At 72.2% G+C, this 11,958-nt stretch carries 11 protein-coding genes; 8 read left to right on the top strand and 3 right to left on the bottom strand.

The window, feature by feature from the left end:
* Window positions 1-584: biliverdin-producing heme oxygenase (locus P2P98_RS11775; RefSeq protein WP_275800016.1), on the top strand; the 584-nt coding region annotated here is incomplete at its 5' end.
* 111 nt (window positions 585-695) lie between these two features.
* Here the strand turns inward: P2P98_RS11775 and P2P98_RS11780 are convergent.
* Window positions 696-1,694 (bottom strand): DUF916 domain-containing protein, encoded by a 999-nt coding sequence (locus P2P98_RS11780; protein ID WP_275800017.1) that lies wholly within the window; start codon window positions 1,692-1,694, stop codon window positions 696-698.
* Between the two features lie 65 nt (window positions 1,695-1,759).
* Window positions 1,760-3,577, bottom strand: a complete 1,818-nt coding sequence (locus P2P98_RS11785) for a hypothetical protein (RefSeq protein ID WP_275800019.1) — start codon at window positions 3,575-3,577, stop codon at window positions 1,760-1,762.
* Window positions 3,578-3,727: 150 nt separating this feature from the next.
* Between P2P98_RS11785 and P2P98_RS11790 the strand changes: the two genes are divergently transcribed.
* The 5 genes from P2P98_RS11790 to P2P98_RS11810 are packed head-to-tail and all read left to right on the top strand — an operon-like array spanning window position 3,728 to window position 9,246.
* Window positions 3,728-4,825, top strand: coding sequence for an ABC transporter substrate-binding protein (locus tag P2P98_RS11790; protein ID WP_275800020.1), 1,098 nt, complete (start codon window positions 3,728-3,730; stop codon window positions 4,823-4,825).
* Window positions 4,822-5,937: an iron ABC transporter permease gene (locus P2P98_RS11795; RefSeq protein ID WP_275800022.1), complete on the top strand. Its 1,116-nt coding sequence runs from the start codon at window positions 4,822-4,824 to the stop codon at window positions 5,935-5,937. The genes P2P98_RS11790 and P2P98_RS11795 overlap by 4 nt, the downstream gene beginning before the upstream one ends.
* A gap of 5 nt (window positions 5,938-5,942) precedes the next feature.
* Window positions 5,943-6,737 (top strand): heme ABC transporter ATP-binding protein, encoded by a 795-nt coding sequence (locus P2P98_RS11800; protein WP_275800023.1) that lies wholly within the window; start codon window positions 5,943-5,945, stop codon window positions 6,735-6,737.
* Window positions 6,734-8,032 carry a hypothetical protein gene (locus tag P2P98_RS11805; protein ID WP_275800026.1) on the top strand — a complete coding sequence of 433 codons (1,299 nt, stop codon included), beginning with the start codon at window positions 6,734-6,736 and terminating at the stop codon, window positions 8,030-8,032. The genes P2P98_RS11800 and P2P98_RS11805 overlap by 4 nt, the downstream gene beginning before the upstream one ends.
* Window positions 8,029-9,246, top strand: a complete 1,218-nt coding sequence (locus P2P98_RS11810; RefSeq protein WP_275800027.1) for a hypothetical protein — start codon at window positions 8,029-8,031, stop codon at window positions 9,244-9,246. The genes P2P98_RS11805 and P2P98_RS11810 overlap by 4 nt, the downstream gene beginning before the upstream one ends.
* Before the next feature lie 376 nt (window positions 9,247-9,622).
* Here the strand turns inward: P2P98_RS11810 and P2P98_RS11815 are convergent, their stop codons facing one another.
* Window positions 9,623-10,555 (bottom strand): LuxR C-terminal-related transcriptional regulator, encoded by a 933-nt coding sequence (locus P2P98_RS11815; RefSeq protein WP_275800029.1) that lies wholly within the window; start codon window positions 10,553-10,555, stop codon window positions 9,623-9,625.
* Window positions 10,556-10,720: 165 nt separating this feature from the next.
* On the opposite strand from P2P98_RS11815, the gene hxlB reads away from it, so the two are divergent.
* On the top strand, window positions 10,721-11,245 hold the full coding sequence (gene hxlB, locus P2P98_RS11820; RefSeq protein WP_275800033.1) for a 6-phospho-3-hexuloisomerase: 525 nt from the start codon (window positions 10,721-10,723) through the stop codon (window positions 11,243-11,245).
* 69 nt (window positions 11,246-11,314) lie between these two features.
* The gene (gene hxlA / locus P2P98_RS11825; RefSeq protein ID WP_275800031.1) at window positions 11,315-11,938 is read left to right on the top strand and encodes a 3-hexulose-6-phosphate synthase; all 624 of its coding nucleotides are present in this window, start codon (window positions 11,315-11,317) and stop codon (window positions 11,936-11,938) included.
* Window positions 11,939-11,958: the final 20 nt, after the last annotated feature.

Consider the following 11,958-nt stretch of genomic DNA (forward strand, 5'->3'; position numbering starts at 1 on the left):
GCGCCGACTTCATGACGAACCTCATGAAAGGGTCGGGCACGCGCGACGACTACGTCGCACTCGTCGCGCAGCACTGGTTCATCTACGAGGCGCTCGAAGAGGCCACCGAGCGCATGCGCATCGACCCCGTGGCATCCGTGTTCCTCAGTGACAAGCTCACGCGTCTTCCCGCTCTCGAGGCCGACCTGGAGTTCCTCATCGGCGCCGACTGGCGCGAGCGCATCACCCCGCTGCCGACGACGCAGGCCTATGTCTCGCGGATCCGCCGCGTCGCGGCTACCTGGCCGGGCGGCTTCGTCGCTCACCACTACACGCGTTACCTCGGCGACCTCTCGGGCGGGCAGTTCATCGGCCGGCTCATGCAGCGGCATTTCGGCTTCGACACGAACGGCATCGGCTTCTACTTGTTCGGCGACATCGCCGACCCCGACGCGTTCAAGAACGTGTATCGCGAGCAGCTGGATGCCGCCCCCTGGGACGACGACGAGAAGGAGCGGGTGATCGAGGAGGTGCTGGTGGCCTACCGGTTCAACACCGAGCTGTTCGTCGACCTCGCGCGGGCGAAAGCGGCTCAGTCGGCCTGAGCCGCCGACGCTCTCACGGGCGCCCCGCGGCGGGCCCCGTCGGCTGGAGCCGCCGCCGCTGCCGCGATCGTCGCTCACACAGCGACCGGATGCCGCGGGCTCAGTCGCGGCCTAAGCCGCCGCCGCCGCCGCGCCGCCCGCCGCCACCGCAGCATCCGCAGCAGCCGCGCGCAGCCGACGCCGCACGAGCAGCACCGCGGCGAGCACCACGGCAAGGATCACCGCCAGGAGCGCATACAGACTCCACGGCACCGCCGCGACCGAGAACTCGGCCGTCACCGGCGCGAGCGGCGCGGCACCCAGGCCGACCGCCTCGGGCGTGAGCTCGATCGAGCCGGCGACCCACCCGAGCGAGAACGTCGGCACCTCGCGCGCGACCTCGACGGTCGACCCCGGAAGCACCTCGGTCAGCTGGGTCGGTGCGGTACGCGCGCCGAACAGGCCCGCGGTGGCGACCGTCTCAGCGCCCGTCAGCCGCGTGTTGCCGGTGTTCGCGAGCGCGTACTCCACGACGAGACGGCCCGAGTCGAACGGGTTCCAGGATGCCTCGTACCGGGCGGACACGCCCGACACGGCCACGGCCGGCGTCAGCTCGCCCGCGACCCGGAGGTTGATGCGCGTGCCCAGGCGCCGGTCGACGGACAGTGTCGATGACGAGTCGGTGCTCGTGAGAGAGGTCACGATGCCCGCGGCATGGTCGCCGGGGCGGGCGTCGGAGGGGACCGTGACGGTGAAGGGCACCTCGGCGGACTCGCCCGGCGCCAGCGAGAGCGATGTCGTGGCGACCGACACCCACGTCCCGGCACCCTGCGACGGCTGCCCGTCGACGAGGACGTCGATCTCGCCCGTGGATGCCGTGAAGGCGTCGGCGGCGTAGACGGCGAGGGGGAGGGGCTCGGTGCCGGTGTTGACGACCGTCATGGCGTCGGAGATCACGGTCCCGGGTTCGACCACGTCGTACGTGAAGTTCGCGCGGCCCGTGCCCTGCGCGTTGTCGGCCGTCTGCACGGTCCAGGCGACACCGCCGTCGGCGGCCGTCGCGGCTGCGGGAGCGGCGATCGCGAGGAGAAGGGAGCCGATGAGGGCGAAGGGGAGAGGGCGTCGGAACACGGGCGGGCTTTCTGCGGGACGTGCGACGGGGACCCCGACGCGCGTCGGAGTCCCCGTCGGGTGGATTACTGCAGGGCGGTGATGGTGAGCTTCGCGGTGTAGTCGCCGGCCGGGGTCGTGCCGGGGATCACGAGCGACAGGTCGGCTCCGACAGTGGCGTTCGCGGCCGCGGTCGACGACGCGAGCACGCGCGACGCTCCGAGCCCCGTGCCGCCGAGGCGGGTCGACGCGACCTCGGCGCCGGCGGTGACGGTCTGCCCGGCCGTGACGAGCTTGGGCTTCCAGCCGAGCAGGTCGCTCGAGAACGAGCCGCCCGTGCTCGACGCGAAGTTTCCGACCTGGCCCGAGATGCTCCACGTGTACGGCGCGGTGCCCCCGGCGCGCGTGTCGGTCACGACGATGTTCGTGAGCGATCCGGATGCCGTGAAGTTCGCGCCGTCCTGGACGGCGGTGCCGAGGCTGGCCGGCGAGGTACCCTCGAACGCCCATCCGAACGAGCCGGTGGGGTTGTCGACCCAGTCCGGGACCTCGACGATCACGTCGGTCGACGAGGCGAAGGCGATCGGGGTGAACGTCTCGAAGGGGGCGTACACGGTGCCGCTGCCGGCGTAGGTGTAGATGCCGAAGTTCCCTGCGGCGAGGTTCTGCGCCTCGGTCGTGCTGAGGGCGAGATCGACCGAGAACGTGCCGTCGGCCTTCAGCTCGATCGCGCCGCTGTTCGCGCCGCCGATGGTCGCCATGCTGGCGGCCGGGACCGCCCACTTCTGCGCGATCACCGAACGGGCCGACGAGGCGGCCCCGGCCGAGGGCTTCCAGGCGTCGGCGAACTTGCCGAACACGACGTACGTTCCGCTGAAGGTCCCGGCCAGCGGCGGTCGCGTGCCGTTGGTGGCGGTGCCCGACGGCAGGAAGCCACTGCCCGAGACGGTGACCGTCTCACCCTGGGCGAGACCGCTGGTCTTCGAGACGGTGACGGTGGGAGCGGATGCCACGGGCGCGGCCGTGTAGGCGACCGAAAGCGCGCTCGCGGGCTTGCGCGCGTCGGCCGACCCGCCCGAGGAGTACCAGTACGAGCCCTGACCGGTCTTCACCTGGAAGTCGACGAACGACTGCGGGAAGGCTCCGGCGTTCGCGCCGGTGGTGACCTGGGCGACCGAGCCCTCGGGGACGGTGATCGTGCGACCGAGGTAGTCGGGGGTCACGGTGAATCCGGTGGGGGTCACGTCGACGCCGGTGAGGGTCGCGATGACCACGTTCGGCTCCGGGGTGAGGGTCTCGAACTTGTCGGGGTCGTCCATCGAGGTGCCGTAGCCGCCGAGGGTTGCGGTGACCGTTCCGGTGCCGTCGGGAGCGACGGTGAGCTTCGGGTCGGTGATCCACGAGCGGGTCATGCCCGAGTAGTACGCGGAGGTGAACGACCCGGTCCACTGGATCGTCGCGGTGTTGGCATCCACGTCGACCGTGCCGGAGCCGCCGGTGATCTCGGCGATGTGTCCCGAGTTCAGGCCGTTGCCCGAAGTGATGGTGGTGCCATTGGCATCCGTGCGCAGGCCCGCGAAGGTCGCCGTGGCATAGCTGCCGTCGGCCTGCTTCTTGAGGATTCGCGTGTTGCCGTCGCTCTGCTTCCAGTTCGACGCGGTGACGCGGTCGGCCGACGAGGTCGCCGTGACGATCCCCGCCGACAGCAGGTTGACCGTGCCGGGGGCGAAGGCGGCCGCGTTCGATTCGGCGTTGATGCCCCAGCGGAAGACGGCGCCGTCGACGGTGGTCTCGGCGGCGTGCGCGGGGGCGGCGACGAGAGCCCCGCCGAGGGCGATCGCCGCGGCGGCGAGGCTCGCGGTGGTCACGCGGGCGAACCGGCGTCTGTGCGTGGAGGAATCCACGTTCGTTCCCTTCTCCGCCCTCCGACGGGTCCCGACGGCAGGCCGCGGGTGCACCCGGTGGGTGCTGAAGGGCAGGTTAGGCTTACCTAAGCATGAAGTCGGCATCCAGGCAATGTTAAGGGTAGGCTCACCTTACTTGGAGGTACGTTCATGATCCGTCGAACGACTCGGGGCGTCGCCGCGCTCGCGCTCTTCGTGGCCGTCGCCGCAGGGCTCACCGCGTGCGACGCCGCCGGAACAGCTCACGGTGGTGGCCCGGCGGCCACGCCGCCGCTGGCCGAGGTCACGCCGCTCGCCGATCCCCTGTCGTGGGAGGGGCCGTCGACCGCTGTCGCGGCCGCCGCGCCGATCGTGCCGGTCACCGACGGTGCGCAGGTGCTGCCCGCGACGGTCACCGACTCGCAGGGCACGACCGTCACGGTGACCGACACCTCCCGCATCCTGACGCTCGACATCTACGGCTCGCTCTCGCGGATCGTCTTCGAGCTGGGGCTCGGCGACCAGGTGGTCGCGCGCGACATCTCGACGGGTTTCCCCGAGGCGGCGCACCTTCCGGTCGTCACCGAGAACGGCCATGACCTCAACGCCGAGGCGATCCTCGATGCGGCCCCCACGGTGATCCTGACCGACACGAGTCTCGGCCCGTGGGACACCATCCTGCAGATGCGGGATGCCGGCATCCCGGTCGTCGTGGTCGACTCGCACCGGTCGCTCGAGTCGGTCGGGTCGCTCATCGAGCAGGTCGGAGCGGCTCTGGGCGTACCCGAGCGGGCGGCGGCGCTCGCCGCGCGCAGCACTGCCGCCGTCGACGCGAAGATCGCGCAGATCGCCGCCGTCGCGCCGAGCGACCCCGCGCAGAAGCTCCGGATGATGTTCCTCTACGTCCGGGGACAGTCGGGCGTCTACTACCTGTTCGGCGAGGAGTCCGGGGCGGACAGTCTGATCGAGGCCCTCGGGGGCGTCGACGTCGCCGGTGAGATCGGCTGGAAAGGGATGCGCCCGATCACCGACGAGGCCCTCGTCGACGCGAACCCCGACCTGCTCATCATGATGACGAAGGGCCTCGAGTCGGTCGGCGGCGTGGACGGGCTCACCGAGCACCTGCCCGCGGTCGCCCAGACGGATGCCGGTCGCCACCGGCGCATCGTCGACATGTCCGACACGACGGTGCTGAGCTTCGGGCCCGCCGCCGCCGACGTGCTCGACGCGCTCGCCGTCGCCGTCTATGCGCCCGAGGCGGCGGGATGACGGCGGTCGCGGTCGCTCCCGTCGCCGCACCGAGACCCCGGGTCGGTGTGCGTGTCCCGGCGGTCTTCGGCTCGCTGTCCGTCGCCCTCGTGGTGCTCGTCGTCGTGTCGGCCGGGAGCGGGCAGCTCTCGATCCCACCCGATCAGGTCGTCGGCGCCTTCGCGCGCGCCTGGAACGAGGCGGTGCGCGGGATCGGTCTCGGCGTGCTGTCGGTCGCGCCGGGCGCGGCCATGGAGCACGTCAACGGCGAGGCCACCCTGTGGCTGATCCGGATGCCACGACTGCTCATGGCCGTGCTGGTGGGGGCGACGCTCGCCACGGCCGGGGTCGTCATGCAGGGCGTGTTCCGAAACCCGCTGGCCGAGCCCGGGGTCATCGGCATCTCGTCGGGAGCGGCGGTGGGGGCCTCGGCATCCATCGTCTTCGGGCTCACGTTCCTCGGGCCGCTCACCCTGCCGGCGCTCGCTTTCGCCGGCGGGCTGGCCGCAACCGTGATCGTCTACGCCTCGGCGCGTGCCGACGGACGCACCGAGGTCGTCACTCTCGTGCTCACCGGGATCGCGGTCAACGCGATCGGCGGGGCCACGATCGCGCTGTTCACCTACCTCGGCTCGACGCAGCAGCGCGAGCAGATCGTGTTCTGGCAGCTCGGCTCGCTCAACGGCACGCGCTGGGACGACCTCGCCGTCGTCGCGCCGCTCGCCGTCATCGGCATCGTCGCGTGTCTGTTCTTCGCGGGGAGCCTCGACCTCCTCGCGCTCGGCGAGCGGCAGGCCGAGCACCTCGGTGTGCGCGTCGAGCGGCTGCGCGTGATCGCGATCGTCGTGATCGCCCTGCTCACGTGCGCTGCCGTCGCGTTCTGCGGGATCATCGGCTTCGTCGGTCTCGTCGTGCCTCACCTCATGCGCATGGTCCTCGGCCCCGGCCACCGCCTGCTGCTTCCCGCGAGCGCCCTCGGCGGCGCCGTGCTGCTGCTCGCCGCCGACCTCGTCGCCCGCACCGCCGTGCCCGGGTCTGAGCTGCCGATCGGCATGCTCACCGCCCTCATCGGCGGGCCGTTCTTCTTCTGGCTCTTGCGCCGCACGCGCCGTCGGTCGGGGGGCTGGGGATGACGCCAGTGCTGCGCGCGCGTGGGATCTCGGCCGAGGTCGGGGGTCGGCGCGTTCTCCACGACGTCGACCTCGACCTCGTCGCCGGAGAGATGGTCGTGCTCGTCGGTCCGAACGGCGCGGGCAAGTCGACGCTGCTGTCGGTGCTCGCGGGAGACCGCACCCCCGCGGCGGGATCCGTCGAGCTCGACGGGGCGGTGCTGGACTCGTGGCCCGTCGCCGAGCGGGCGCGCCGCCGGTCGGTGCTGACCCAGAGCAACGAGGTGTCGTTCCCGTTCGTCGTGCGCGACGTCGTGCGCATGGGGCGGGCGCCCTGGCGCCGGCATCCCGCCGCCGCGCGCGACGACGACGCGGTGGCCGAGGCGCTGGTCGCCGGTGAGGTGGAGGCCTTCGCCGACCGACCCGTCACCGGGCTCTCCGGCGGGGAACGCGCCCGCGCGGCGTTCGCGCGCTCGTACGCGCAGGAGTGCGCGATCGCGCTGCTCGACGAACCCACCGCGAGCCTCGACATCCGCCACCAGCACCGCGTGCTCGCCCGCACGCGCGAACGCGTGAATGCCGGGGGTGCCGCCATCGTCGTGCTGCACGATCTGGGGCTCGCCGCCGCCTACGCCGATCGCATCGCCCTGCTCGAGAACGGGCGGGTGGTCGCAGTCGGGCCGCCGCGCGACGTGCTCGATCCCGAGCTGCTCACGCGGGTGTATCGGCATCCGATCGACGTCGTCGACGGGCCCCGCGGAACCCTGCTCGTCGTCGCCGACGCCTCGCCCCTGGCATCCCCCCTCCCCGGAGAACTCGTATGAACCGTCTGACTCGTCGTCTCGCTGCTCTCGCGACCGCGCTGACCCTGACCGTCGCGGGCGTCGTCGTCGCCGGAGCCCCCGCGTGGGCCGCCGGGACCGTGACGGTCACGGGGCCCGAGGGCACGGCATCCGCGAGTCCCGATTACGCCACCGACGTGACCGTGTCGGGCTCGGGCTTCCAGTCGATCCCGAACGGTTTCGGCGGCATCTACGTGCTCTTCGGGTGGGTCGACGACGCGAGCGGCGGGTCGTGGCGCCCGAGCGCCGGGGGAGTGGTCGGGGCGGACTACCGGTACGTGCCCGACGCGGAATCGGCCGACAACAACGGGTACCAGCGCTTCCTGGCGTTCCCGGGCAGCCAGACCGAGAGCTCCGCGAACGGCACGTTGGGCGCCGACGGATCGTGGTCGGTGTCGATGGTGATTCCCGGGGCGGTCTTCGAGAGCCAGGACCGCGAGGGCAACATCACCGAGGTCGATTGCCGACGCGTCACCTGCGGCATCATCACCATCGGCGCGCACGGGGTGAAGAACGCCAACAACGAGACGTTCACGCCGGTCTCGTTCGCGGCGGCTTCCGCGGCCGAGGCCCCCGCCGCCGCGAGCGCACCGGCCGCCGCGGGCTCCGTGCGCGTCGGCGTCGAGTCGGCGTCGGTCGCGGCGGGCACCTCGGTCGTCTTCACCGGTCAGGGCTTCACCCCCGGCGAGCAGGTCGTGGCCTCGCTCGACGGCGGTCTCACGGCCGTGGGTCCGCTCACCGCCGGGGCGCAGGGCGAGGTCGCCGCGGCTCTGCCGGTGCCGCGCGAGATCCGCGACGGCACGCACCTCGTCACCCTGCGCGGGGCAGGATCGGGGGCGGTGGCCGAGACCGAGGTCGCCGTCAGCGGCGGGACCGCGGTGGCATCCGTCTCCGACGCGCCGACCGCTCCGACGTGGGTGCTCGTGCTGCTGCTGGCGTGCATCGCGCTGTCGGTCGCGTTGATCATCACGAGCATCGTCACCGCGATCGTGCGCGCGCGGGCACGGCGTCGCGCGAAGCGGGAGCGCGCGGCTGCCGCGACGGGACGGACGGATGCCGTGCCGGCGGGCACCCTCGCCACGTCCGGCGCCGCGTCTTCCGGTGCCGCACCACCTTCCGCCGCGCCGGCCTCGGCCATTGCTGCACCTCCCGCAGCCGCGGCTGCCGCTGCCGCTCCGGTGTCGCCCGTCGTCGTGAACGATGCGAGGTCGGCGGGCGGAAGGGTCGCCTCTCCCGACGCGCCGACCGAGCTTCTGCCGACGGGGACGCCGCGATGAGGGCACGCACCGTGCTGCGGGCTGCTCTCGCGGCCGCCCTGCTCCTGGGGTTCGGTGCGGCTCCCGCCGCCGCAGCCGGCCCCGACGACGTCATCGTCACGGTTCCCGGGCCCGGTGGCGACCCCGGGGGCGGAGACGGCACGATCACCGACGCACAGCTGCGGTGGGGCCTGAACGCCGAGTCCGGAGGCGGAGCCTTCGCCGGAGGATGCAACTTCCTCAGCGCCGGTGTCGCCGGCGACGCTGGGGGCGCCCGGGTCTGGGGCGAGAGCGATGGCCTCTACCGTGCCGAGGACGGTCGGGTGCGCATCGAGAAGCCGACGGCGGGCGGCCAGTGGACGACCGCCTCGTGGGCCACCAAGTGCCAGGATCCGACGGGCGCTCCGGTGTCGGTTGCATCGACCGCGAGCACCACCGGAAACCAGGTCGTCATCGACGGCGGCACGGGCACGCGCCGCGACGGCGCGCTCGACATCCGGTGGTCGGGTTCGTTCACCGTCGTGTTCTACGGGGGAATGACCTACTGGAGCGTGACGGACCCGCAGCTCACCCTCGACGCATCCGGCAACGGTCAGCTCACGGCGAGCGCGAGCGGCTACGGCACCTCGATGGACGACATGACGAAGTGGAGCCCGATCGCTGCGCAGACCATCGTGCTGGCCGACATCCGCGCAGCCGATCTCTCGGGCACCGGCGGCTTCACCGTCACGCCGCAGTACCTCGGCGTCTTGAGCGTTGGCGCAGGGCAGGTCGCACGCTCCGGGACGAACGAGGCGTACTGGGGATCGTTCCCGCAGTCCTTCGTCGACTTCCACCGCGTGACGGGGCAACAGGGATACTGGCTCACGACGGGCGGAGTCCGGGATGCCGCGAAGCCGGCGTCGCCGCTCACGGTGAGCTACTCCTCGGCAGCGCCGGTCGCCGTACCGCCGTCGGCCGGCACGGGAGCTGCTCCCGCGGGCGCACCGAGCAACCCGCTGCGGCGCGCGCCGGGGGCGATCGCCGCCGCCGCACCGCTGCAGCAGTTCCTGCCGGTCGCGGCACCGCTGACGACACAGCCGCAGGCGGCGGGGCTGGTCCCCGAGTCGCGGCGGAGCCTCTCACCGCTCGTGGTGCCCCTGCTCGGATCCGCCGCCGCGCTCGGGCTGGCGATCATCGCGGTGCTGAGCATGATGCGGGCGCTCCCGTGGCAGCGCCCGGCGCGCGTCGCCTAAGGCTTCGCGCCGGTAGGTCGGGGGTTGGTGTGCGAAACTCCTGAGATTCGCACCGGCGAACCCGTCACCGCTGCATGATTCCGCGAACGGGCCGAGCCGCCGCTGCCCTTTCACCGGAGTTACGCACCACCTCTCGGCGCGACCTCTGCGTCTTCGCGCCGCCGGGCGCGCCCAACGCGGGAGGCTCGGGTGCGGGGCACCGCGCCGCCGGGTGTCGCGGGGCCGGCGCGACGCCGGAGGCTCGGGTGTGACGCCCCGAGTCGCCCGGCGTGCACAACGTAGGAGATCCGCGGCACCGCGGCCGGCCTGACCGCGGGATGACGCCGATCGGGCTCGCCGCGGCACCAGGCTTCCGGCGTTGTGTACCTTGCCGCCGCTAGTGGGAGGCGAGCGCGGCGAGCTCGGAGCGGGAGACGGCCCCGGCCTTGCGCAGCAGATTCGACACGTGGAACTTCACGGTGTTCTCCGTGATGCCGAGCCGCTCGGCGATCGCGCGGTTGCGGGCCCCCGAGGCGACGAGGCGCAGGACATCGCGCTCGCGCGGGCTCAGGGGCACGCGATCGTCGAGGAGTTCCGGTGCGGCCGGGGGATCCAGGGGCAGGCGCACCGACAGATCGGAGCCCCATCCCGCCGTCGACGACACGGCGAACGATCCGCCGAGAGCGGCCACGCGCTCGACGATCGGGCGGAGCGAGTCGTCGTGCGCGGTCAGCTCTCCGCGCCCGTCATCGCGGATGCCGATCAGCAGGTTCAGGCCGTCGCAGTCCCACTGGATCCGCACGCGCGAGGTCTCTCCCTGGTCGACGAACGCGAGCACGGCGCTGCGCACGATGGCCCTCGCCGTGTGGGCGACCTCGCCCGGAAGCGCTCGCCCCGACGCGGGGGGCTCGACGAACTGCAGGTCGAGGTTGCCGTGGCGCACCAGGGGGCGCAGGTCGCTCCGCAAGCGCGCGAAGGCACCCGTCACCGGCTCGATCATGCTGTCGCGTTGTTCATCCGTGGACGTGCGGAGGCCGACGAGCGCTCCCGCCGCGACGTCGGTCGCGAGCGTACGGGCTGCGCGGTCGTCGAGTTTGCGCGAGCGAAGGATCGCGAGGATCGACTCGAGCGTGACCGCGTGACGGTCCGCTTGTCCCGCCACGGTGCGTGCGTGGTCCAGGATCAGCTGCCGGGTGGCAGGGGAGGGGAGGGCGGCGGTCGGTTGAGCCGCGTCCTCGTCGCCCCCGCGGCTTCCGGGTTCGGTTTCGGATGCCGCGAGATCGGGCGCGCGGTCGAGGAACACGTCGTCGTGGGTGGGCGTTCTCGACATGAACGGAACTATACGCGTCCCATCGACCTCCCCTTTCGGGTAGGTGGGCTGTGCGACCGGGGAGCGGCACGGTCGCGACGGGCGGGCGAGCATGGTCGAGTGACCACCCCCGATGTCGACGCTCCCGCCGCCCTCGCCCTCATCGCAAGCGAGATCGCCACCGGAGTGGGTCGTCTCATCGGCGACGCCTCCGCGGCGGATGCCGCTTCCCTCGACGACCTGGCGGATCTCGTGGCGGGGGCCGACCGTGTCTTCGTGATGGGGGCGGGCCGTTCCGGGCTCGCGCTGCGCATGACGGCGATGAGGCTCATGCACCTCGGACTCCCCGTGTTCGTGGTGGGCGAGGTCACCACTCCGGCGATCGGCGAGGGCGATCTGCTCCTGGTCGCCAGCGGATCCGGTACCACCAGCGGCATCGTGCGCGCAGCCGAGATCGCTGTCGCGGCCGGTGCGCGCGTGGCCGTCATCACCACGGCATCCGAATCTCCTCTTTCGGCGCTGTCCACGGTGGCTGTGGTGATCCCCGCCGCGGCGAAGCGAGACCGCTCCGAGAGCGCGAGCGCACAGTATGCCGGCAGCCTCTTCGAGCAGATCGTCGTGCTGGTCGGCGATGCCCTCTTCCACGCGCTGTGGAAGCGATCGGGCGCGAGCGCCGACGACCTCTGGCCGCGCCACGCCAACCTCGAATGACCTCGCTCCCTTCGATCTCCCGATTCAGCGGCGGCACCCGGCCGCCCTGCTCACCCCGATAAGGACACGATGAAACTGCAGTTCGCCATGGACACGCTCACCACCGAGGCCGCCCTCGAGCTCGCCGCCGCCGCGGCGCCGCACGTCGACATCCTCGAGCTCGGCACGCCGCTCATCAAGAGCGCCGGGCTGTCGGCGATCACCGCCGTGAAGCAGGCCCACCCCGACAAGATCGTCTTCGCCGATCTGAAGACGATGGATGCCGGTGAGCTCGAGGCGGACATCGCCTTCACCGCCGGTGCCGACCTGATCACGGTGCTCGGCTCGGCGGGTGACAGCACCATCGCCGGTGCCGTCAAGGCGGCCAAGGCGCACGGCAAGGGAGTGGTCGTCGACCTGATCGGCGTCGCCGACAAGCCGCAGCGGGCGCGCGAGGTCGTCGCCCTCGGTGCCGAGTTCGTCGAGATGCACGCCGGGCTCGACGAGCAGGCCGAGGAGGGCTTCACCTTCTCGACCCTCCTCGACGACGGCAAGGCCTCGGGCGTGCCCTTCTCGGTCGCCGGCGGCATCAACGCCGACACGATCCCGTCGGTGCGTGACTCGGGTGCCGTGGTCGCCGTGGCCGGCGGCGCGATCTACGGCGCGCCCGACGTGGGCGCTGCGGCTGCCGCTCTGCGCGCCGCGATCGCCTGATCGACCGCCAACAGCTGAGC

The sequence above is a fragment of the Microbacterium sp. Kw_RZR3 genome (genome assembly GCF_029222405.1).
In the GTDB taxonomy this organism is placed as follows: Bacteria; Actinomycetota; Actinomycetes; order Actinomycetales; family Microbacteriaceae; genus Microbacterium.